This window comes from bacterium (assembly GCA_023230585.1).
Lineage (GTDB): Bacteria > Ratteibacteria > UBA8468 > B48-G9 > JAFGKM01 > JALNXB01.
Genome location: JALNXB010000035.1, coordinates 1 through 21,413 on the forward strand (window position 1 = coordinate 1; position 21,413 = coordinate 21,413).

Consider the following 21,413-nt stretch of genomic DNA (forward strand, 5'->3'; position numbering starts at 1 on the left):
TATAGCCGTGTCTTTCATGTTTAGTGTCATAACCTTATATTATGACCCATTTTTTCTTTAGGCTCAATCTGTATTTGAAACCGAGCCCTCTTTCAGGCTCATTTTGTATTATAAAAGACTACAACTTGCAAAAGAATGAAATTTATGGTAAAACTATCAAGGTTGGTTTTAGGGTGACTTAAAACCGAAAATTTTTACTTTAAATCAAGGAGTCTAAATGGTAACAGTAGTCTTAGGAACTCAATGGGGCGATGAAGGTAAAGGAAAAATTATAGACTTTCTCGCTGATGATGTTGATATAGTTGCAAGGTTTCAAGGGGGAGCTAATGCGGGGCATACAGTGGTTGTTGATGGAAAACAATATATTTTTCATCTTATACCATCGGGTATACTTTACCCAGAAAAAATCTGCTTGGTAGGTAATGGTATGGTTATTGACCCTCTCTCTTTCTGTAAAGAGATTGAATACCTAAAAGAGAATGGTATTAGTACCGAAGGCAGGCTGTTTGTAGCTGAAAACGCTCATATGACGTTACCTTATCATAAATTGTTGGACCAGATAGAAGATAAGTTTAGAGGAAAAGGTGGGTTGGGAACAACAGGTAGAGGTATAGGGACCACTTATGCAGATAAGTTTAATAGGATAGGTATAAGGGCTATAGATTTTGTTGATGATGATATTTTTAAAGAAAAACTTAAGATAGCGCTTGAACTGAAAAACTATCTGTTTAGAGAATACTATAAAGAAGAAGTTCTTAATGTGGGCAAGATTTATGAGGAATATTCTAACGCAAGAGAAATGATGAAAAAGATGGTTAAGAATACTTCTCTTTATCTTTGCGATGAGATTGAAAAAGGTAAACATATTCTTGCAGAAGGTGCTCAGGGCACTTTTCTTGATATAGATTTTGGGAGTTACCCTTATGTTACTGCTTCTAATTCTACTGCTGGTGGAGCGTGTACTGGGTTAGGTATTTCTCCAAAAAAAATATGTAGAATTATAGGGATTGTAAAAGCGTATACTACAAGGGTTGGAATGGGACCGTTTCCTACTGAACTTGTTGGGGAAGACGGTGAGAACCTTAGAAAAGCTGGAAATGAATATGGTGCTACAACAGGTAGACCAAGAAGGTGTGGGTGGTTCGATTCGGTTCTGGTAAAATTTGCCCGTAAAGTTAATGGGTTGGATGAACTGGTTATGACAAAGTTGGATGTTCTTTCTGGTATGAAAAAAATCAAGATTGGGGTTGCTTATGAGTTTGAAGGTGACGTTTACCATGATTATACTTTTAACAGTAAAGTTTTTTCTAACTGTAATGTAGTTTACGAAGAGATGGATGGTTGGCAAGAAGATCTTGGAAAGATAACAGAGTATAGGAATCTTCCTGATAATGCTAAAAAATATATAGAAAGAGTTGAACAATTGATAGAAGCGCCTGTAACAAAGGTTTCTGTTGGGACATCAAGAGAACAGACTATATCAAAATGAAATAGAAGGAGAAAGAAAATGAATGGTGCGCAAATAATGGTGGAGTGTTTAAAGAAAGAGGGAGTTGATACAATTTTCGGATATCCCGGTGGTGTTTTGTTACCTCTTTGCGACCAACTTTATGATAGTTGTATAAAATTTATTCTTGTACGTCATGAACAGGGAGCAGCCCACGCTGCTGATGGGTATGCAAGGTCGTCAGGTAAAACTGGTGTGTGTATGGCTACCTCAGGACCCGGTGCTACAAATCTTGTTACCGGGATAGCCACTGCATATATGGACTCTGTACCTATGGTTGCGATTACTGCTCAAGTGGCAACAAGTCTTATAGGTAGCGATGCTTTTCAAGAGGTTGATATTACGGGTATAACAAGACCCATAACAAAGCATAATTATCTAATAAAGAATGTTCAAGATATAACCAAAGTTGTGAAAGAAGCGTTCTACATAGCAAAATCAGGTAGACCAGGACCCGTTCTTATCGACCTACCTATAGACGTACAGAGGGCAGAAACTATATTTGAATATCCAGAAGAGGTTGATATTCGGAGTTATAAACCTGTATACGAAGGACATCCCATCCAGATAGAGAGGGCTTGTAAGTTGATACAAGAATCAAAAAAACCTTTGATTATATCTGGTGGAGGAGTAATTCATTCTGAGGCTTCGGATGAGATAAAACAGTTTGTTGAAACAACGAAAATACCAGTAACTTTTACTCTTATGGGGCTTGGAACTATTCCTGTAGAACATCCTCTTTCTCTTGGGATGCTTGGGATGCACGGCACAAAATATGCTAATTACGCAGTCGTAGAATCAGACCTTCTTATATCTGTAGGTTGCCGTTTTGACGATAGGATTACCGGGAAGATAGAAAACTTTGCTCCTAACGCAAGAATAATTCATATTGATATAGACCCTGCTTCTATTAGTAAAAATATTGAGGTTGATATACCTATTGTTGGAGACGCAAAAGTTATTCTTCAAGAAATAAATGAGAAGATAGAGGGATATGAGAGAAAAGAATGGCTTTCCAGAATCAAAGAATGGAAAGAAAAATATCCTTTAGCTTATGAAAAGAACGCTCTTAAACCTCAATATGTAATAGAAAAAATATCTGAGTTGTTACCTGATAATGCTATAATATGTACTGAAGTTGGGCAGAACCAGATGTGGACAGCCCAATATTATAAATTTAAAAGACCACGAACCTTTATTACATCAGGCGGGCTTGGAACTATGGGATTTGGGTTTCCAGCAGCAATTGGAGCTCAGTTAGCAAATCCTGATAAGGTAGTAGTTGATATAGCTGGAGATGGAAGTATTCAGATGAATATACAGGAACTTGCAACTGCGGTCTATAATAAACTGCCCGTTAAGATTATAATACTTAATAATGGTTGTCTTGGGATGGTACGTCAATGGCAACAATTGTTCTATAAAAAAAGGTATGCCTATACCCGTGAAGAGAATGCTCAGCCAGAGTTTGCAAAACTTGCCGAAGCGTACGGTGCTTTGGGTTATAAAGTGTGTAACGTGGAAGAGTTTGACTCTATTATCCCAAGGGTTTTGGAAGAGAAGGAAAAACCTGTTATACTGGATTGTAGGATAGTTGAGGATGAAAACGTTTTTCCAATGGTTCCTGCTGGGGCTTCTCTTGACCAGATGCTTGAAGGTATAGCGTAGAAATATAATACAACCCGAGGTACAACAAATGAAAAATAATAAAGAAAATTATTCTTCTCATCTTGTAATTTTAACTGTGGAAAATAAGACTGGTGTGCTTGCAAGGATAGCTGGTTTATTTTCTGCAAGAGGTTATAATATAGATAGTTTATGTGTTTCAGAAACTGAAGACTCCTCTATATCAAAAGTTACTATGACGGTAAAAGGTGATGAAAGGATACTTGAACAGATTTATAAACAGTTAAATAAACTTATTGATGTTATAAAGGTACAAGATTTGACTGACGGAGATTTTATAGATAGAGAACTTGTTCTTATAAAGATTAAAACCTTAAATCCTGTAATAAGGCAGGAGATAATGCAACTTGCTAACACTTTTAGAGCGAAAGTTGTAGATATAGGTAAAAAATCTCTTACTCTTGAGGTTGTAGGAAAGGTATCAAAAATTTCTGCAATGATTGAGTTGCTCAAAAGTTATGGGGTTAAAGAGATAGTGAGAACAGGTAGAATAGCCCTTCCGAGAGAGTTTGGGCAACATAAAAAATAATTGTTTACAACAATACGAGGAGGAATAAGATGGCTAAGATATATTATGAAAAGGATGCAGATTTAAAATACCTGGAAGGTAAGAAAGTAGGGGTTTTAGGGTATGGAAGTCAAGGAAGAGCGCACGCATTAAACCTTAAAGATAGTGGAGTTGATGTAATAGTTAGCGAGTTGGAAGGTACAGATAACTATAAATTGGCTGTAAAAGATGGGTTTTCACCTATGAAAATTGCTGATGTTACAAAAGCAGCAGACGTTCTTATGGTGTTGGTACAAGATAATCTTCAGCCAATATTATACAAGAATTGTATTGAGCCAAACCTAAAAGAAGGGCAAGCTCTTGGGTTTGCTCACGGTTTTTCTATCCTTTTTAATCAGGTTGTGCCACCCAAAAACGTTGATGTTTTTATGGTTGCGCCAAAAGGTCCTGGAGATTTGTTGAGAGACCAGTTTGAGCAAGGTAATGGGGTACCCTGTCTTGTTGCTGTAGAACAGGATTTTACAGGTAATGCTCTTGGTATTGCACTTGCCTACGCAAAAGGGCTTGGTGGAACAAGGTGTGGTGTGGTTCAAACAACCTTTAAGGAAGAGACCGAAACAGACCTTTTTGGTGAGCAGGCGATTCTTTGTGGTGGAATCAGTCAGTTGATTAAGTACGCATTTGAAACATTGGTTGAAGCCGGCTACCAGCCAGAGGTTGCTTACTATGAAACATGTCATGAGTTAAAACTTATTGTTGACCTGATTAATTCAAGAGGTATACAAGGAATGAGAAAAGTTGTAAGCGATACTGCTGAATATGGTGATATGGCAATAGGTCCTATGGTTATAGATGAGAATGTAAAAGATAATATGTGGGATGTCCTTGAAAATGTGCAGAACGGGAATTTTGCAAAAGACTGGATTACTGAAAATCTTGTAGGCAGACCTGTTTTTAACGCTTTGCGCAGACAGTCAGAAGAGCATCTTATAGAGAAGATTGGTAAAAAGATGAGAGATATGATGCCCTGGCTTAAAGGAAAATAAATAAAAATATTTAGTCTTGACAAATGTAAAATAAAAAGATATAACTATTAAGAGACTTCCTCTTTCAGGTTTTGTGGCCTATGTGCCCTTTAATCCTTAGAGATTCAAAAAGGTCTGGCTCTTGAAGCCTAAATGACCTCCTGAAAAGGAAGTCTCTTTTTTTTATTGTAAAAAAAATGAGAACTTTTATAGGTATAAGAATATCTGAAGAAATAAAGAAGAATTTTCTGGAGATAACAGGAAAACTGTCTTCTAAAACTAAAGAAGCAAGAATTGTCCCTCCTGAAAACCTGCATATTACTTTAAAATTTTTAGGTAATGTTGAAACATCTTGTCTTGCAAATATTAAAGATATATTGAGTAATATTTGTGGTGAATTTGAACCATTCGATATGCAAGTGAAAGGGTTAGGGGTATTCCCAGAACAAAAACAGTTAAGAGTTTTATGGATTGGGGTGAAATCTAACGGGTATCTTAAAAGTTTAAATAGAAAAATAGAAGAAGAGTTTGAAAAACTGGGTTTTCCTAATGAAAAAAGATTTAAAGAGCACATAACTATATCAAGGTTTAGGTCTTTACCTAACCTTTCAGTAATAAATAATTTAATGGATAGGTTTTCAGAACATTCTTTTGGTGTTATGAATGTTGAAGGTGTTGAACTTATTGAAAGTGTTTTAACCAGTAGTAGTCCTCCTGTTTATAAGACGCTTTTCCATTGTCCTTTTTTATAATCTGTTTTTGCGAGAAGCGCTTGTCCAATTTACCATCCTGAACTTGTTTCATAATTCCCTGTAACAGAAGTAGCAAAAACGAGATTCCGGACCAAGTCCGGAATGACATACAAGGGGAATTTTCATCCTTGATCCCTCTCCCCTTTGGGTAGAGGGCAAAAAAAGGGAAGGTGTATGCGCCGTAGTACCAGAGTGAATAGACACCACATACGCTTTTCTTTTATATATTTAACTGCCGTTTTGTGGCATTGCGAGGAATGCCTTCTAATGACGTGGCAACCCTCGTATTTATCCTTATTATTTTTTTGTCTTTCTTTTCGTTAAAAAAGTATGTGTTTAGGAACGAATTACGAGGTGCTACTACAACTCAAGCAAGAATCGGGCTGTTAACAAAAGGTTCAAGCCTTTTGTTCTTATACTCTGAGCCTGTTAAGCCCTTCGGAGATGTCTTCTATGCAGAAGGGTGAGTTCTCAGGGTGCCCGATTGTTGTGTAGAAGGTGTATGCACCGTAGTACCAGAGTGAGTAGACACCACATACTTTTTTTATACTTGTATTATAAAAGGACTATTATTTGACTTTTAGTCTCTTCAAATGTTATATTAATTAAAAATAAATGTTAAAACAGGGAGAAGATGATAATGGATAAAGAAAAAGCGTTAAGTATGGCTATTAGCCAGATAGAGAAAGATTTTGGAAAAGGCGCTATAATGCGGCTTGGAGAGAAAGATGTTGCAGATATTGCTGTTATTCCGACTGGCTCAATTTCTCTTGATATTGCTTTAGGTGTTGGTGGAATTCCTAAAGGTAGGGTAACAGAAATATTTGGTCCTGAATCATCTGGAAAGACTACTCTTGCGTTGCATATATTGGCTGAAGCTCAGAAGCAAGGTGGACAGGTTGCTTTTATTGATGCTGAGCACGCTTTAGACCCTATCTATGCGCAGAGATTGGGCGTTAATATTGAAGATATGCTTGTAAGCCAACCTGACAACGGTGAGCAGGCGCTTGAAATAGCTGAATCTTTAATAAGAAGTAGCGCTGTGGATGTTGTTGTAATAGACTCTGTTGCTGCTTTGGTGCCAAAAGCTGAACTTGAAGGAGAGATGGGTGAAAGTGTTATGGGGTTACAAGCAAGGTTAATGTCGCAGGCGTTGAGGAAACTAACAGGGTATATAAGTAAATCGAAAACTTCTGCGATTTTTATTAACCAGATAAGAGAAAAAATAGGAGTCTTTTTTGGTAACCCTGAAACAACCACGGGTGGAAGGGCGTTAAAATTTTATTCTTCTGTAAGGTTGGAGGTTAGAAGAATCGAGAGTATAAAGAGCGGTTCTGAATTGGTAGGTAATAGAGTAAGGGTTAAGGTTGTAAAAAATAAGGTTGCGCCCCCTTTTAAAGAGGCTGAACTGGATATCTACTACGGTAAAGGTATTAGTAGGGAAGGGGCGTTGATAAATGCTGCTTTGCAATATAAAATTTTTGAAAAGAAGGGTAGTTATATACAATATGAAGGTACTTCTATTGGGCAAGGGATGGAAAATACCATTGAAAGTTTGAGACAGAATGAAAGTCTTTATAAAGAGGTAGAGTCTAAAGTTTTTGAATTATCTGGGTTTAAACCTAAAAAAGAAGAGGTTGAAAATGAAAAAAATTAATGTTGGTCTTATAGGTTATAAATTTATGGGTAAAGCTCACTCTCATGCTTATAAAGATGCTGGAATATTTTTTGATTTACCCATCTTGCCTGTAATGAAAGTTATATGCGGTAGGACAGAAGGGCCATTAAAAATGGCAAAAGAAAAGTTTGGGTGGGAAGAATATGAAACTGATTGGAAGAAGGTTGTCAAAAGAGATGATATAGACTTAATTGATATAACAAGCCCACCTGATGCTCACAAATCTATAGCCGTTACTGCTGCAAAAGAAGGGAAAACTCTATTTTGCGAAAAACCTCTTGCTGCTACCCTAAAAGAAGGGTATGAAATGTTGGAAGCTGTTGAAAAATATAAAGTGAAACACGCAATATGTTTTAATTATAGAAAACTTCCTGCTATTGGGCTTGCAAAAAATCTTATAGATTCAGGAAAGATAGGTAAGATATACCATATTAGAGCCTCTTATCTTCAAGACTGGATTCTTGACCCTCAGTTTCCTCTTGTTTGGCGACTTGATAAGAAGGTTGCAGGTAGTGGAGCTCACGGTGATTTGAATGCTCATCTTATAGATTTGGCAAGATACCTTGTGGGTGAATTTGAAGAAGTTACAGGAGTTAAAGAGACTTTTATAAAAGAGAGACCATTGATTCAAGAAACTGGTATTCTTGAAACAGGGCTTAAAGATAAATCTAAATCCGAAAAGACAGGGAAAGTTACTGTCGATGATACAACCCTTTTTCTTGCAAGGTTTACAAACGGTGCTATAGGTTCTTTTGAAGCAACACGGTTTGCTGCTGGAAGAAAAAATGGACAAAGGTTTGAAATTAATGGAAGTAAAGGAAGCATTTTTTTCAACCTTGAAAGGTTAAACGAACTACAATATTATAGTGTTGATGAACCAGAATCTACCCAAGGTTTTAAAACCATTATTGCTACAGACGCTTCACATCCTTATGCCGCTAACTGGTGGCCTGCAGGTCATATTATAGGTTATGGGGATTCTTTTGTGAATATGGTTGCAGATATATGTACTGCTATTGCTGAAGATAAGAATCCTGTCCCTAATTTTTATGATGGCATAAAGTGTCTTGAGGTTTTAAATGCTGTTGAAGAATCTGCGTCAAAGAAAAATTGGGTTAAAATAAAAAAATAAAACTTTTTCCTCTTTTTTGCATCTAAATAGTTAAAGCTAAGAATATGGTTTTTTTAAAAGAAAACGGAGGAGATTGTGACAATTCAAAACAAGGTTTTCAGCTTTGACCTCCCACCGCCTTTTTAATGGTAAATGAAAAAAGAACTTTTTTATAAAATTTTTAGGAGGAAGAAATGAAAAGAAGATATTTCATATCTGGCGTAACGATAGGGTTCTTATTTTTTATATTTAGTTATTACGGTTTTTCTTTTATGGAGAAACATAGTTTTGGTAGGTTACGTTCAAAAGATTCTCCTTATGTTTTTACCGGTGTTGGTCCTGAAATTACAAATTTGCAGAACTCTTTTGTTAATATTGCAAAGGCTGTAAAACCTTCTGTAGTTCAGATAACTACCGAAAAAGTTGTAACTCAGAGGTATTGGGATCCGTTTGGTGATTTTGAAGGTTTTTTCCGTTCGCCATTCGATGATTTTTTTAGAACTCCACGAAGACAACAGCAACAGCAACCAAAAACTTTTGAAAGGAAACAGCAAGGGCTTGGTTCAGGTTTTATTGTTGACGAGAAAGGTTATATTATTACAAATAACCACGTAATAAGAGATGTTGATAAGATACTGGTTACATTGAACGACGGAACCCATAAGTATGAAGCAAAAGTTGTTGGGAGCGACCCCAAGACAGACCTTGCTTTGATAAAGATTGAAGCAAAAGAGATGCTACCGGCTGTTAAATTGGGAGATTCAGAGTCACTTCAACCTGGTGAGTGGGTTATGGCTATTGGTAACCCTATGGGGTTGTCTGCAACTGTTACTGTTGGGGTTATAAGCGCAAAAGGTAGAAGTGGGTTCCATATTACCCAGTATGAAGATTTTATTCAGACAGATGCTGCTATCAATCCAGGAAATTCTGGCGGTCCTTTGGTAAATATTAACGCTGAAGTAATAGGTATAAACACCTTTATAGTTTCACCTCAGGTTGGTCAGAACCTTGGTTTTGCTATACCTGTTAATATGGCTAAGCATGTTTTTACTCAACTTAGAGATAAAGGAAAAGTTGTTAGAGGGTATCTTGGTATTGTACACCAACCTTTAGATGAAGACCTTGCAAAATCTTTTGGACTGAAAAACACTAAGGGTGCTCTTGTTTTAGATGTAATGCCTGATACTCCTGCTTCGTCTGCTGGTATAAAAACTGAGGATGTTATACTGGTTTTTGACGGTAAAACTATTGAAGACACAAAAGAGTTGCAGATGAAGGTTGCGGATACTCCTGTTGGTAAGAAAGTTAAGATAATTGTTTGGCGAGACAAGAAAGAAGTTCAATTAAACTTGGTAGTAGGAGAGATGCCTTCTGATGAACAGTTGGCATCAATAACAGAAGATTCCGCTTGGAGAGGGATTAAGGTTACAGGTCTCACTGATGATATTAAAGAAAAATATAAGGTTGAAGGAACTTCTGGTGTTGTTGTGGTTTCTGTTGAACCGGGTTCTCCTGCTGATGAAGTTGAACTTACAGTTGGAACTATTATTCTTGCAATAGAAGGTAAAAGCATAAAAGGTTTGTCGGACTATAAAGATGTGGTTAGAAAATTATCTTCAAAATCTAATGCAAGGATTAGAATTAAAAAAGGAGCAAATATAAGGGTGCTCCTATTAAAGGGTGAAAAATAAAAGTATATATTTATCGGCTTTAAAGCTTATCTCCAGAAAAGATTATTCTGAAGTCGAACTAAAAAATAGATTGACTTCTATTTATGCGAACATTTCAGATACTGAGTTGAACCAAACTATTGAGGAGTTGAAAAACAAAAGATATCTGGACGATTTTGAGCTTGCATATTTTATTGTAGAAAAATTTCTTACTAAAAAGAAAGGGTACCATTATATAATTTCTGTTCTGAAATATAAACAAATAAAAGAAGAGGTAATCAAAAATATCGAAGAAAATTTTGATTATCGTAAGGAATTTGAGATAGCTAAAAAGTTTTTTACTGAAAAAGTTAAAAATAGAAGTTCTTTACAAGTTTTAAGGATGTTAAGTAGGAGAGGTTTCTCTTTTACTACATTAGAAAAAGTGTCTGAACATTTTTATAAACCTGAAGGAGAATAATATAGGTATGGACAGTAGTAAATTAAGAAGTATATATCTTGATTTTTTTAAAGATAAAGAACATACAATTGTTCATGGTAGCGGACTTGTACCGTTTGACGATGCAACTATTCTTTTTACTAACGCTGGAATGGTACAGTTTAAAAAATTTTGGGCTACCGATTCAAAACTTCCTTATTCAAGGGCTGTAACTTGCCAAAAATGTGTTAGAGCAGGAGGTAAAGATAGCGATTTTGATAAGATAGGAGTAAGTAATAGGCACCATACTTTTTTTGAAATGTTAGGTAATTTTTCGTTTGGAGACTATTTTAAGAAAGAAGCTATTGATTGGGCTTACGAGTTTGTTATTGAACTTTTAAAATTACCTATTGAAAAAATATGGGCTACTTACTATAAAGAAGATATTGAAACAAAAGATATATGGAAAAGTTTTCTGCCAGAAACACGTATTGTGCCTCTCGGGAAAGAAGATAACTTTTGGGGACCAGCAGGAGAAACAGGACCGTGCGGACCTTGTACTGAACTTTATATGGATTTTGGAGAAGATAAATCTTGTGGACCAGGGTGTCTTCCGGGATGTAATTGTGATAGGTTTCTTGAGTTTTGGAACATTGTTTTCCCTCAATTTGATAGACAGAGCGATGGTTCATCTGTGCCTCTTAAGCGACGAGGTGTTGATACTGGGATGGGTTTGGAACGTATGATAAGAATAATGCAGAACGTTGAATCTAATTATGAAACTGATCTTTTTCTACCAATAATTAAAAAAATAGAAGATGTTTCTGGCTGTAAATATTTGGATACCTCAGATAAAAAGGTCTTTTTTCGCAGAGTGGCTGACCATATAAGAGCGGTTGCTTTTCTTATAGATGATAATATCTTACCTTCAAATGAAGCAAGAGGGTACGTTTTAAGAAGAATAATAAGAAGGGCAACTGTTAGTGGGTTCCAATTAGGTATAAAGGAACCGTTCCTCTATTCCCTTAGTGAAGTGGTTGTTGCTCTTATGGGTGATATTTATCCTACCTTGAAAACAAACAAAGAGATGATTTCAAAGGTGTTACGTGAAGAGGAAGACAAATATAGGTCTGTTATTGAATCTGCATCCAGAAATTTTCAGGTTTTACTGGGTGATGTCAAAGGCAGTGTTCTTCAAGGAAAAACAGCCTTTAAACTTTACGACACTTTTGGTGTGCCTGTTGATATAATTGAAGAGATTGCTTTTCAAAAAAATATAGATATAGATTGGGATGGTTTTAACAGCGCTTTAGAGGAACAGAAAAAAAAGGCAAGGTCTTCAACAGAATCGGTATTACATAAAGAAATAGTTTTTGAAGAACTTCCTTTAGTTGCAACTCAGTTTACAGGATATAAAAAATTAGAGGATGTAGCAGATGTTAAAGCAGTATATTTTGATGTACGTAAAAAACTTTTTGAGATTGTTTTTGACAGAAGCCCTTTTTATCCAGAGAAAGGTGGGCAGATAGGTGACCGAGGAGTTATAGAAAACTGTGAAGTTAGGTTTGTGGTTCTGGATACTACAATAGATGAAAATGGTCTTATTCACCATATTGGTAAATTTGTAGAAGGTCAACATGAAACACTGTTAACACAGAAGCAGGGTTATTCATTAAAGGTTGATGCAGAATTTAGAACTAAAGTTTCTGCTAACCATACTGCGACCCATCTATTACATTATGCGTTAAGAGAAATTGTGGGTAAAGAGGTTAAACAGGCTGGTTCTTATGTTGCTGATGATAGGTTTAGATTCGATTTTATCTGTTCTGAGGATATATCGTCAACAAAAATTGAACAGGTAGAAAAATTTGTGCAAGACGCAATTTTGCAAAAATATGAGGTTGTTGTTGAAGAAAGAACTCTTGAAGAGGTCTTGAAGACCGATGTGATAGCTCTTTTTACAGAAAAATATGAAGAGAATGTTAGGGTTATAAATATATCTAAATGTCATAGCGAGATATGTGGCGGGACTCACGTTGAAAATACCTGTGATATACTTATTTTTAAAATAACTGGGTTTTCAAGTATTGGGAAGAACTTAAAAAGGATTGAAGCTGTTACATATAAAGATGCTATCTCATATCTTGATGGTTATAGAAAAACGGTTGTAGATGTAAGTAACCTGTTTGAAACAATACCAGAAAAACTTTTAGTTAGGGTAGAAAAATTTTTGGATGATGGTAAAAAGAGAGAAAAAGTTGTAGAAAAATATGAAAATATTCTGATATCAATGCTAACAAAAGAATTGATTTCTGAAAAAGAATTTGTATCTAACGATATATGTAGTTATAATTATATTAACAAGAAACTTGAACTTAAAAATAGTGAAATTATAAGTAAGATTTCTGACAAATTAATAGAATCTCTCGATAACTGTATATCTTTTATAGCTGATGAGATTGAAGATAAGGTTATGTTTGTTGTTAAGGTTGGAGATGGCGTGAAGAAAGAGTTTCCAGCAGTAAAACTTGCAAAAGAGGTTGCGTCTATTTTAGGTGGTAAAGCTGGGGGAAGCGAAGTTTTTGCACGTGGAAGCGGTAAAAATGGTGAAAGATTTTTGGAGGCTGCCAACAAAATAAGGAGTATTATACAAATGAAAGGAAAAGATAAATGAAAGAAGTAATGACTCAAGAAGAAGAGATACAAATGATAAAATTGATTAGAAAGGGAGATAGAAAAGCAAAAGAGACTTTTGTTAAACAAAATCAAGGTCTTGTAATATACCTTGCAAAACGTTATGCTTTTTCTTCCGATATATTGGCAGACCTTATAGCTGAAGGCAATATGGGGCTTCTTAAAGCTCTTGAAAAGTTTGATTTTAGAAAAAATGTTAAGTTTGGTACTTATGCATATTTTTGGATTAAAAGATTTGTATTGAGAGCAATAATGAAAGAGTTTGAGGTTTTGAAGATACCAGAAAGGTATCAAGAGTTTAAAGAAAAATTGGAAGAACTGAAAAAAGATTATATGTTTAATCACGGTAGAACTCCTACCGAAAAAGAGATAGCTGAAGAGTTAAAACTAACTCCTGAAATTATTAAAAAATTGAAAAAGTATTCAGGTCAAGTTAGAGTTATATCTTCTGGGTATTATGATGGCGAGAAAGAGGTTGACCTTTTTGAGGTTATAGATTTTGAAAGGAGTGGCGACCCTGGGTTTTGGGAAGTTTTGAATAATAAAGATATTCTTGCAAACATATTTTCTCGGCTTAAAGATAAAGAGAAGAGAGCTAATATTGACACCTGGATAAAAGTGTTGGAACTATATTACGGTCTTGAAGATGGTGTGCAACACAGTTACAAGGAAATTTCAGAGAAGATGGATGTTAGTAGACAGAGGGTACACCAGATAAAAAAGATTGCTTTAAAGAAACTTAAGAAAGAGTGGGAAGAAATAAAAAATGAAAGAGATGAAAGACTTAATCAGGACAATACCTGATTTCCCTAAAGAAGGTATCTTGTTTAGAGATATTACTACCCTCCTAAAAGATCCAAAAGGGTTGCAGGAGGCTTTAAATCTGTTTAAAGCAGAGATACCTTCTAATATATCAAAAATTGTGGCTATAGAAGCGAGAGGTTTCATATTTGGTGGTGCGCTTGCTTATATGTTGGGAGTGGGTTTTGTCCCTGTTAGAAAATCTGGCAAACTACCAGCAGAAAAAATCCGTATGGAGTATGCTCTTGAATATGGTACTGATGTTATTGAGATGCATAAGGACGCTCTTTCTGTTGGTGAAAAAGTTGTTATAGTAGATGACTTACTTGCAACTGGCGGAACAGCAAAAGCAACTTGTGCACTTATAGAAAAAGCTGGAGCCATAGTAGAGAAGTTTCTTTTTCTTATAGAATTGAAAGATTTGAAAGGAATTGATAAATTGAAAGGTTATGATATATTTTCTCTTATAAAGTATTAGTTTTTTTTGATTTTAGTAAATATCAGCAAATCACCCACACACTCTTCTCCCTGCCCGTTTTACCATCCTGAACTTGTTTTAGAATCTCTAACCTAACTCACGTAACAGAAGTGGCAAAAACGAGATTCCGGATCAAGTCCGGAATGACATGCAAGGGGAATCTTCATCCTTATCATTACGTCTTTCGTTTTTGGTTAAGTTGCTAACTGCACCTCCACCTACGCTACAATACAAGCTTCGGCGGACAAGCCTCATCCCATTAACCTCTCTGCAAACTCTTAGGGACTTACTACACCAAACATCCCCATTGGGTAGAAGGCAAAAAAAGGGAAGGTGTATGCGCCGTAGTCCCAGAGTGAGTAGACACCACATACGCTTTTCTTTTATCTATTTATCCTTGTATACAGTTACTTTTCTCTTATAAGATGTTCTGCTATCTGGATAGTGTTAAGAGCTGCCCCTTTTCTTATATTGTCAGACACAACCCACATATCTATACCATTCTCTAAAGCTGGGTTCTCCCTGATTCTTCCTATAAAAACCTCGTTTTTTTCAGATACTTCAAGTGGAGTAGGGTAGAGCGATTTTGAAGGTTCATCAATAACCGAATTACCAGCAAAAGAGTTGAGAAGTTCTTTAACTCTTTTTAAGTCAGGTCTTTTTTTGCACTGTAATGTAATGCTCTCTGAATGAGCGTTAAAGACAGGTATACGCACGCAAGTAGCAGAGATATGCATATCAGGAGAAGTTAGTATTTTTTGGGTCTCTTTTATCATTTTGACTTCTTCTGAGTAGTATCCTGGAAACTCTTCAGAAAGGCTACCTATCTGAGGTATTGAATTGAAAGCAATCTGGTGAGGGTATACTTTTTTTGTTATAGGTTCTCTGTTTGCATAAGAATTTACCTGTGTTTCCAATTCTTCAAGTGCGTCTCTGCCTGTACCTGATACTGCCTGGAAAGTTGTTGCTATAACTTTTTCTACTGTATATTCTCTGTGTATAGGGTAGATAGCCATAACCATCTGTATGGTAGAACAGTTAGGGCTTGATATAAAACCTTTATGTTTTTTTAAATGGTGGCTATTAACCTCAGGGACAACAAGAGGAACCAATGGGTCCATCCTGAAGTCGCCTCCGTTATCAATGACTATTGCACCTTTCTTGACTGCCTCCCATCCAAACACCTGGCTTGCGCCTCTTTCTCCTTCTGTCCCTGCAAAAAGAGCAATATCAACCCCTTCAAAAGATGAAAGTTCTGTCTTTTCAACTTTAAAAGATTTTCCAGCTATCTCTTCTTCTCTGTCTCTTGTTGCAAGTATTTTTATTTCACTATAAGGAAAATCTCTTTCAAGGAGAATCTCTATCATTTTTTTTCCAACCATTCCAGCACCGACAACGGCTATTTTATATTTTCTCATCTTAAACTCCATTCTTTTTTAATTAAATTGATAACTGCCCCTGCAAAATATGCTTTTATTAGGTCTAATGGTAAGAAAGGTATAAAGCCAAAAGTAAAAGCCTTAGTTAAAGAAATCTGCTGAAAAATAGATAGCCAAAGAGTTCCTAAAGTTAAGATAATAAGAACCCCTATAAACATTGAAACCATTCTGTTGGCAGCAGAATCTTTTCTTTCTGTTAAAAAACCTATAATATATGAAGCTACTATAAACCCTATGATGTAGCCGGTTGTATGTCTAAATAGACCAGATTGAGATAAGTAGAACCAACGTATTCCAATTGAACCTCCTGCTAAGTATAGTATCTGGCTTATTGCACCAAAAGTTTTACCTAACAGAAGACCAGAACAAAGTACTACAAGTACTTGGCTGGTTAAAGGAACTGTAGTAAAGGGTAGTTTTATGAAAAATTGGGCTGATATGCCAGTTAGAATAGCAAACCCAAACGCTAAAGAAAACTTTTTTAATGTTGTTAATGATGTAAATAACTTAAAATACTTTTTACATAAAAGGTTCTGTTTTATTGAAATATATTCCATTACTTGTTCCTTTAAAGTTTTGACGCTACTTTTAAGATTTCTGACTCGTCTGCCTGTGGCCCTATAAGTGAAACATAAAAATTTGAAGGTTTAAATAGTGTTTCTGCAAGTTCTTTTATATCTTTTGTAGATACTGATTCTATCTGTTTTAATATCTTCTTTTTTGTAGTCACAGAATCTTTCATCAACTTTTGTTCCCCAATCCAGAGCATATATTCAAGGTTATCTTCAAGCCCCATTAAAAGTTGAGAAGAAAGGAATTTTTTTGCTCGAGCCAGTTCGTTTTCTGATATACCGTGATCTTTAATTTTTTTCATTTCATCAAGAACAGCAGATATACATTTTTCGGTGTTCTCAGGGGAGACTCCTGCATAAATAACATAACTTCCTGTGTCGTTATAAGAACTTGTCATACTTCTGATAGCGTAAGCAAGAGACATTTCTTCTCTAATTCTGTTGAATAGTCTACTACTCATATTACCGCCAAATATAACATTTAAGGCTTTTAAGACGTAATCTTTTTCATCCAACCGTGAAATTCCAATTCCTCCCATAGCTATATGGGTCTGTTCAGTCTTTTTGTATATATTTTTTAGAGAAGGACCTGACGTTTTTTTTGTCCACTCGGTACACATATTTTCATTCTTGCTTTTTAGTGAGTTTAAATACTTTTCTGATGTTTCAACAACCTGCTGTTCTGAAACATTACCGGTAATACTAACAACAATATTTTCAGAGGTATAACAGTTTTTCATATAATTTAGAATATTTTCTTTACTCATGCCTTTAACGCTTTCAGGCGTTCCTGCTATTGGTTGTCCAAGTGGGTGGTTATCAAAAAGTTGTCTGTCAAAAACCTCAAAAACATATCTTGCAGGTATATCTCTATACATATTGATTTCTTCAAGAACAACTCGGCGTTCCTTCTCTATATCCTCGTTTTTCATTGAAGGGTTTTGTATCATATCTGAAAGAACATCAAAACTTAGGTCGAAATAGTCTCCCAAAATTTTTATCCAATAACAGGTAATCTCTTCCGATGTGAAACCATTAAACGTTCCTCCAACACCTTCTATCTCTTCTTTTATGCTATTACAACTTCTTTTTTTTGTGCCTTTAAACAGTAGGTGTTCTATGAGGTGAGAAACCCCTGAATTTTCTTCTGTTTCAAACCTGCTTCCAGCTTTGATGAACATTCCCACAGAAACTGAGTGATATTGAGGTATCCTTTTATATACAATACGAGCTTTATTTTTGAGTATAATATCTTTGCTATCCATTATTCTCCTTTTTAGTATTTCTTATGCTTTAAATTTGACATTTATTATAACTGTATTATCATATTCTGACAAGATTGAATAACGAAGGAGGGTAATATGAGAATAGGTTTTTTAACCAATTTTATCAAGGAAAGAATATCTTTTGCTAAAAAAGAAGGGTTTAGGTGTTGTGAATTGAGAGTTTCTCCTACAGACGATTTTTTCCCAGGTAATCCTGATTGGGAAGCAAAAGCAATGGAAGTAAAAAACTATTGTGATGAGAGAGACATAAGGATATCTTGTTTGGCAGGTTTTTACGTAAATATTATGGATGAATCGAAAGAAGATGAATATAAGAAACTTGTAAGGAATGTTATTATACTTGCAGAAAAAATGAAGGTGAAGGTTGTGGCTGGTTTTTCGGGTAGAGTGGTAGGTCAACCTCTTAAGGAGAGTATTTCTAAATATAAGGAACTTTGGGGTGAGCATGCCAAGTTTGCTGAAGACCATAATATTAAGATAGCTTTTGAAAACTGCCCTATGGGCAAGTTTTATACTCCTTGCGGAGGTATAAATTTCTTCTCCACTCCAGAGATGTGGGATTTGGCTTTCAATGAAGTAAATTCGGAGGTTATTGGGTTGGAATGGGACCCGAGTCATCTAATATGCTTATTTATTGACCCTCTTTTGAACTTGAAGAAATATGGTAGCCGAATATATCATATTCATGCAAAAGATGCCCATATTAACAAGGAATTGCTTGATGTTTATGGTATATGGTACCCGGGGGTTGTTGAACATTGTTTTGCTGGGTTTGGGGATACAGATTGGAACCTTGTAATCAAGGAATTGCATAAACAGGGATATAGTAACGACCTTAATATTGAAGGTTGGCACGATAAAGTATACCGAGATACTGCAACCGCAAAAAGAGAAGACGAAGGGTTGATTCTTTCTTTGAGGTATCTTGAGAAGTTTGTTGTTCAGGATTAAGTGTGGATATTTCACTAAAAAAGAATAATTCTGAGGTGATACTATGAAATCTAAATTATATGAGGAGTTTTTTGTAAACGGGAAGGTTGAAGATTGTCCTATTTATGATATGCATGGACATATGGGTAATTGGTATGCTATAACTTATCCTTCTGTTGAATTGGACGAGATGATAAGACGGATGAAACTTGCTAATGTAAAAAGACTCTTGTTTTGTCACCACGCTACTTTAAATGCTCCAGAGATAGGTAATGCTGTAAATATTGAAGCTGTGAGAAAGTACCCTGATATGTTGAAAGCATACTGCGGTATTAACCCTCATTATCCTGATAAAGCGCTAAAAGATATTGAGAATATGGAAGAGAATAGTGATGTTTTTGTTGGATTTAAACTTCTTGCTGACTATCACAAAATTCCTATTACAGAAGGAGTCTATAATGAGGCGTGGAGATATGCTGATGAGAAAAAACTTCTTGTCCTATTACATACGTGGAGCAATAGCCAATTTGATGGTCCTGTGGTAATAGAGAAGGTTGCTGAAAAATATCCAGGTGCAAAGATTTTGATGGGACATTCCTGTCATGGAAATTGGGGTAGAGCGATTGAGTTGGTAAAAAGGTTTCCAAACCTATATCTTGAATTGTGTGCAGTGCTTGATGATAGAGGTGTGCTTGAAAGATTTGTTGATGAAACAGGGTCAGATAGAATACTTTTTGGCACAGATTTTCCTTGGTTTAGTTACCACTATTATATTGGTTCTGTACTGGGGGCAACTATAAACGATGATGCACGACGAGATATTTTTTATAGGAACGCACAGAATCTTCTCTCAAAATTTCTTTAAACAAATTTTAAATGAAAAGATTTTTAAGTTTTGTGGTAAGTATAATATTAAAAAAAGGTAAAGGGGTTTATTAAAATGGAAAAAATAAAGTTTTTTGATTCAAACGTCTATATTGGTTCTCCAATGCTTGCTGGTGCTTTTAAACCTGTTGAAACAGGTGATAAACTTATTAAAGCAATGGATGAAGCAGAAGTTGAGAAATCTATGGTTTGGCATATTTCTCAGCATAATAGTTCACCAGTTTATGGAAACCAACTTCTTATAAACGAGATTAAGGGTAAAGAGAGGCTTTTTGGGACTTGGACTGTTCTTCCTCCTCAAACAGGAGAGGTCATACAGGACGGGTTTTTTCAAAAGATGAAAGAGAACAATATTTTCGGATTAAGGGCTTTTCCGAAATTTCAGAAATTTTCTATTAACAGGGTGTCAATGGGACCATTTCTTGACGAGGTATCTGAAAGAAAGATACCTTTTTTTCTCTCTCTATCTAAAGGGGTAGATAGTGATTGGGACAAGATTTATAGTATTATGTCAGATTTTCCGTATCTAACCTGTGTTGTGAGTGATTTGGGAAGTTGGAGTCCTTTAAGAAACATTCTCCCGCTTATGGATAAATACCCTAATTTTTATGTAGAAACAAGTATGCTTTCTTTACATGAAGGGAACATTGAGTTTGTTGTTAAGAAGAACGGTTCTAAAAATCTTTTATTTGGAACAGGTTTTCCAGAAACATATATGGAATCAAATACTCTCCAGTTAATACATTCTGAAATTTCTGATGAAGATAAAAAGAATATAGCTTCTCTTAACTTGGAAAGAATAATTTCTGGGGTGAAACTGTGAAATCTCAATTGTATGAAAAGTTTTTTGTAAATGGAACGGTTGAAGATTGCCCTATTTATGATATGCATGGACATATGGGTAATTGGTATGCTATAACTTTTCCATCTGTTGAGTTGGATGAGGCGATAAGACGTATGAAACTTGCTAATGTAAAAAAACTTGTCTTTTGTCACCACTCTGCTTTGTTAGCTCCTGATATTGGTAATATTGCAAACATTGAAGCTGTAAAACAATATCCCGATATGTTGAAAGCATATTGCGGTATTAACCCTCGTTATCCTGATAAAGCGCTGAAAGATATTGAAAATATGGAAAAGAATAGTGATATTTTTGTTGGATTTAAATTTCTTGCTGACTATCACAAGATTCCTATCTCAGAAGGTGTTTATAATGAGGCGTGGAGGTATGCTGATGAGAAAAAACTTCTTGTTCTACTTCATACGTGGGGCAGTAGCCAATTTGACGGACCTGTGGTAATAGAGAAGGTTGCTGAAAAATATCCAGGTGCAAAGATTCTGATGGGACATTCCTGTCATGGAAATTGGAGTGGTGCTATTGAGTTGGTGAAAAGGTTCCCAAACCTATATCTTGAATTGTGTGCTGTGCTTGATGATAGAGGTGTGCTTGAAAGATTTGTAGATGAGGTAGGGTCAGATAGAATACTTTTTGGCACGGATTTCCCTTGGTTTAGTTACCATTATTATATTGGTTCAGTTTTAGGTGCATATATAAACGATGATGCACGGAGAGATATTTTTTATAGAAACGCACAGAATCTTCTTTCAAAGTTTCTTTAATAAAATTTTTTGACAGATATTTATTCTATGTTAAAATTGTGATATGAAAAAAATAGTTTTATTTCTCACCTGTAAAAAGCGTTTGCTTGAAAATTATTCAAGATTCTACTTTGCTTGGCGTAGCTAACCATTTGGTTTTTCAAATTTCTTTCCAAAAACAGTATTTGCTTTGTATTTTTATTGCAACTAAAAAAAGGCAAAATTGATAAGAAGAACAATCTGTTTTGTAATTAGCGGTTTGTGCAATGAATTTAATAAAAACAATAATTATCTTACCAAAAATCTTACAATAAAAAAGGATAAATTGGTAAACTCCTCTTTAAACAAACTTGGAGTAAGGAGAAAAAATGGAA

General features: G+C 35.4%; 19 protein-coding genes. 16 read left to right on the forward strand and 3 right to left on the reverse strand.

Going from position 1 to position 21,413, the window contains the following annotated elements; all coding sequences use genetic code 11:
* Positions 1-217 precede the first annotated feature (217 nt).
* From M0P98_06525 to M0P98_06580, 12 genes are all read left to right on the forward strand, one after another.
* Positions 218-1,489 (forward strand): adenylosuccinate synthase, encoded by a 1,272-nt coding sequence (locus tag M0P98_06525; GenBank protein MCK9266516.1) that lies wholly within the window; start codon positions 218-220, stop codon positions 1,487-1,489.
* 18 nt (positions 1,490-1,507) lie between these two features.
* Positions 1,508-3,175: a biosynthetic-type acetolactate synthase large subunit gene (gene ilvB, locus M0P98_06530; protein ID MCK9266517.1), complete on the forward strand. Its 1,668-nt coding sequence runs from the start codon at positions 1,508-1,510 to the stop codon at positions 3,173-3,175.
* A gap of 28 nt (positions 3,176-3,203) precedes the next feature.
* The gene (gene ilvN, locus M0P98_06535; GenBank protein MCK9266518.1) at positions 3,204-3,722 is read left to right on the forward strand and encodes an acetolactate synthase small subunit; all 519 of its coding nucleotides are present in this window, start codon (positions 3,204-3,206) and stop codon (positions 3,720-3,722) included.
* A 29-nt stretch (positions 3,723-3,751) separates the two neighbouring features.
* A complete protein-coding gene (ilvC, locus tag M0P98_06540; protein ID MCK9266519.1) occupies positions 3,752-4,747 on the forward strand; it encodes a ketol-acid reductoisomerase in 996 nt (331 codons plus the stop codon).
* 176 nt (positions 4,748-4,923) lie between these two features.
* The gene (thpR, locus tag M0P98_06545; protein ID MCK9266520.1) at positions 4,924-5,478 is read left to right on the forward strand and encodes an RNA 2',3'-cyclic phosphodiesterase; all 555 of its coding nucleotides are present in this window, start codon (positions 4,924-4,926) and stop codon (positions 5,476-5,478) included.
* Between the two features lie 634 nt (positions 5,479-6,112).
* Positions 6,113-7,135 carry a recombinase RecA gene (recA, locus tag M0P98_06550; GenBank protein MCK9266521.1) on the forward strand — a complete coding sequence of 341 codons (1,023 nt, stop codon included), beginning with the start codon at positions 6,113-6,115 and terminating at the stop codon, positions 7,133-7,135.
* Positions 7,122-8,288: a Gfo/Idh/MocA family oxidoreductase gene (locus tag M0P98_06555; GenBank protein MCK9266522.1), complete on the forward strand. Its 1,167-nt coding sequence runs from the start codon at positions 7,122-7,124 to the stop codon at positions 8,286-8,288. Before recA ends, M0P98_06555 begins: the two co-directional genes overlap by 14 nt.
* Positions 8,289-8,461: 173 nt before the next feature.
* The gene (locus M0P98_06560; GenBank protein ID MCK9266523.1) at positions 8,462-9,958 is read left to right on the forward strand and encodes a Do family serine endopeptidase; all 1,497 of its coding nucleotides are present in this window, start codon (positions 8,462-8,464) and stop codon (positions 9,956-9,958) included.
* On the forward strand, positions 9,948-10,397 hold the full coding sequence (locus M0P98_06565) for a RecX family transcriptional regulator (GenBank protein ID MCK9266524.1): 450 nt from the start codon (positions 9,948-9,950) through the stop codon (positions 10,395-10,397). The genes M0P98_06560 and M0P98_06565 overlap by 11 nt, the downstream gene beginning before the upstream one ends.
* A gap of 7 nt (positions 10,398-10,404) precedes the next feature.
* A complete protein-coding gene (gene alaS / locus M0P98_06570) occupies positions 10,405-13,029 on the forward strand; it encodes an alanine--tRNA ligase (protein ID MCK9266525.1) in 2,625 nt (874 codons plus the stop codon).
* Positions 13,026-13,853, forward strand: a complete 828-nt coding sequence (locus M0P98_06575) for a sigma-70 family RNA polymerase sigma factor (GenBank protein ID MCK9266526.1) — start codon at positions 13,026-13,028, stop codon at positions 13,851-13,853. Before alaS ends, M0P98_06575 begins: the two co-directional genes overlap by 4 nt.
* The gene (locus M0P98_06580) at positions 13,816-14,328 is read left to right on the forward strand and encodes an adenine phosphoribosyltransferase (GenBank protein MCK9266527.1); all 513 of its coding nucleotides are present in this window, start codon (positions 13,816-13,818) and stop codon (positions 14,326-14,328) included. Before M0P98_06575 ends, M0P98_06580 begins: the two co-directional genes overlap by 38 nt.
* A gap of 407 nt (positions 14,329-14,735) precedes the next feature.
* Here M0P98_06580 and M0P98_06585 read toward each other — a convergent pair whose 3' ends face one another.
* Genes M0P98_06585 through M0P98_06595 form a run of 3 tightly spaced genes read right to left on the reverse strand, consistent with a single transcriptional unit; the run spans position 14,736 to position 17,604 of the window.
* A complete protein-coding gene (locus M0P98_06585; protein MCK9266528.1) occupies positions 14,736-15,746 on the reverse strand; it encodes an aspartate-semialdehyde dehydrogenase in 1,011 nt (336 codons plus the stop codon).
* On the reverse strand, positions 15,743-16,324 hold the full coding sequence (locus tag M0P98_06590; protein MCK9266529.1) for a biotin transporter BioY: 582 nt from the start codon (positions 16,322-16,324) through the stop codon (positions 15,743-15,745). The genes M0P98_06585 and M0P98_06590 overlap by 4 nt, the downstream gene beginning before the upstream one ends.
* A gap of 11 nt (positions 16,325-16,335) precedes the next feature.
* Entirely contained in the window at positions 16,336-17,604 is a 1,269-nt protein-coding gene (locus M0P98_06595; GenBank protein ID MCK9266530.1) for an insulinase family protein, read from the reverse strand.
* 96 nt (positions 17,605-17,700) lie between these two features.
* On the opposite strand from M0P98_06595, the gene M0P98_06600 reads away from it, so the two are divergent.
* The 4 genes from M0P98_06600 (at position 17,701) to M0P98_06615 (ending at position 21,060) form a co-directional block, all read left to right on the forward strand.
* Positions 17,701-18,576, forward strand: coding sequence for a sugar phosphate isomerase/epimerase (locus M0P98_06600; GenBank protein MCK9266531.1), 876 nt, complete (start codon positions 17,701-17,703; stop codon positions 18,574-18,576).
* Positions 18,577-18,619: 43 nt separating this feature from the next.
* On the forward strand, positions 18,620-19,420 hold the full coding sequence (locus M0P98_06605) for an amidohydrolase family protein (GenBank protein ID MCK9266532.1): 801 nt from the start codon (positions 18,620-18,622) through the stop codon (positions 19,418-19,420).
* A 75-nt stretch (positions 19,421-19,495) separates the two neighbouring features.
* The gene (locus M0P98_06610; protein MCK9266533.1) at positions 19,496-20,263 is read left to right on the forward strand and encodes an amidohydrolase family protein; all 768 of its coding nucleotides are present in this window, start codon (positions 19,496-19,498) and stop codon (positions 20,261-20,263) included.
* Complete coding sequence (locus tag M0P98_06615; protein ID MCK9266534.1) at positions 20,260-21,060, forward strand: amidohydrolase family protein; 801 nt, start codon at positions 20,260-20,262, stop codon at positions 21,058-21,060. The genes M0P98_06610 and M0P98_06615 overlap by 4 nt, the downstream gene beginning before the upstream one ends.
* Positions 21,061-21,413 lie beyond the last annotated feature (353 nt).

Excerpts from the sequence above, each read along its gene's own strand:
- M0P98_06525 (MCK9266516.1), top strand. The coding sequence starts at position 218 with ATGGTAACAGTAGTCTTAGGAACTCAATGGGGCGATGAAGGTAAAGGA.
- ilvB (MCK9266517.1), top strand. The coding sequence starts at position 1,508 with ATGAATGGTGCGCAAATAATGGTGGAGTGTTTAAAGAAAGAGGGAGTT.
- ilvN (MCK9266518.1), top strand. The coding sequence starts at position 3,204 with ATGAAAAATAATAAAGAAAATTATTCTTCTCATCTTGTAATTTTAACT.
- ilvC (MCK9266519.1), top strand. The coding sequence starts at position 3,752 with ATGGCTAAGATATATTATGAAAAGGATGCAGATTTAAAATACCTGGAA.
- thpR (MCK9266520.1), top strand. The coding sequence starts at position 4,924 with ATGAGAACTTTTATAGGTATAAGAATATCTGAAGAAATAAAGAAGAAT.
- recA (MCK9266521.1), top strand. The coding sequence starts at position 6,113 with ATGATAATGGATAAAGAAAAAGCGTTAAGTATGGCTATTAGCCAGATA.
- M0P98_06555 (MCK9266522.1), top strand. The coding sequence starts at position 7,122 with ATGAAAAAAATTAATGTTGGTCTTATAGGTTATAAATTTATGGGTAAA.
- M0P98_06560 (MCK9266523.1), top strand. The coding sequence starts at position 8,462 with ATGAAAAGAAGATATTTCATATCTGGCGTAACGATAGGGTTCTTATTT.
- alaS (MCK9266525.1), top strand. The coding sequence starts at position 10,405 with ATGGACAGTAGTAAATTAAGAAGTATATATCTTGATTTTTTTAAAGAT.
- M0P98_06575 (MCK9266526.1), top strand. The coding sequence starts at position 13,026 with ATGAAAGAAGTAATGACTCAAGAAGAAGAGATACAAATGATAAAATTG.
- M0P98_06580 (MCK9266527.1), top strand. The coding sequence starts at position 13,816 with ATGAAAGAGATGAAAGACTTAATCAGGACAATACCTGATTTCCCTAAA.
- M0P98_06585 (MCK9266528.1), bottom strand. The coding sequence starts at position 15,746 with ATGAGAAAATATAAAATAGCCGTTGTCGGTGCTGGAATGGTTGGAAAA.
- M0P98_06590 (MCK9266529.1), bottom strand. The coding sequence starts at position 16,324 with ATGGAATATATTTCAATAAAACAGAACCTTTTATGTAAAAAGTATTTT.
- M0P98_06595 (MCK9266530.1), bottom strand. The coding sequence starts at position 17,604 with ATGGATAGCAAAGATATTATACTCAAAAATAAAGCTCGTATTGTATAT.
- M0P98_06600 (MCK9266531.1), top strand. The coding sequence starts at position 17,701 with ATGAGAATAGGTTTTTTAACCAATTTTATCAAGGAAAGAATATCTTTT.
- M0P98_06605 (MCK9266532.1), top strand. The coding sequence starts at position 18,620 with ATGAAATCTAAATTATATGAGGAGTTTTTTGTAAACGGGAAGGTTGAA.
- M0P98_06610 (MCK9266533.1), top strand. The coding sequence starts at position 19,496 with ATGGAAAAAATAAAGTTTTTTGATTCAAACGTCTATATTGGTTCTCCA.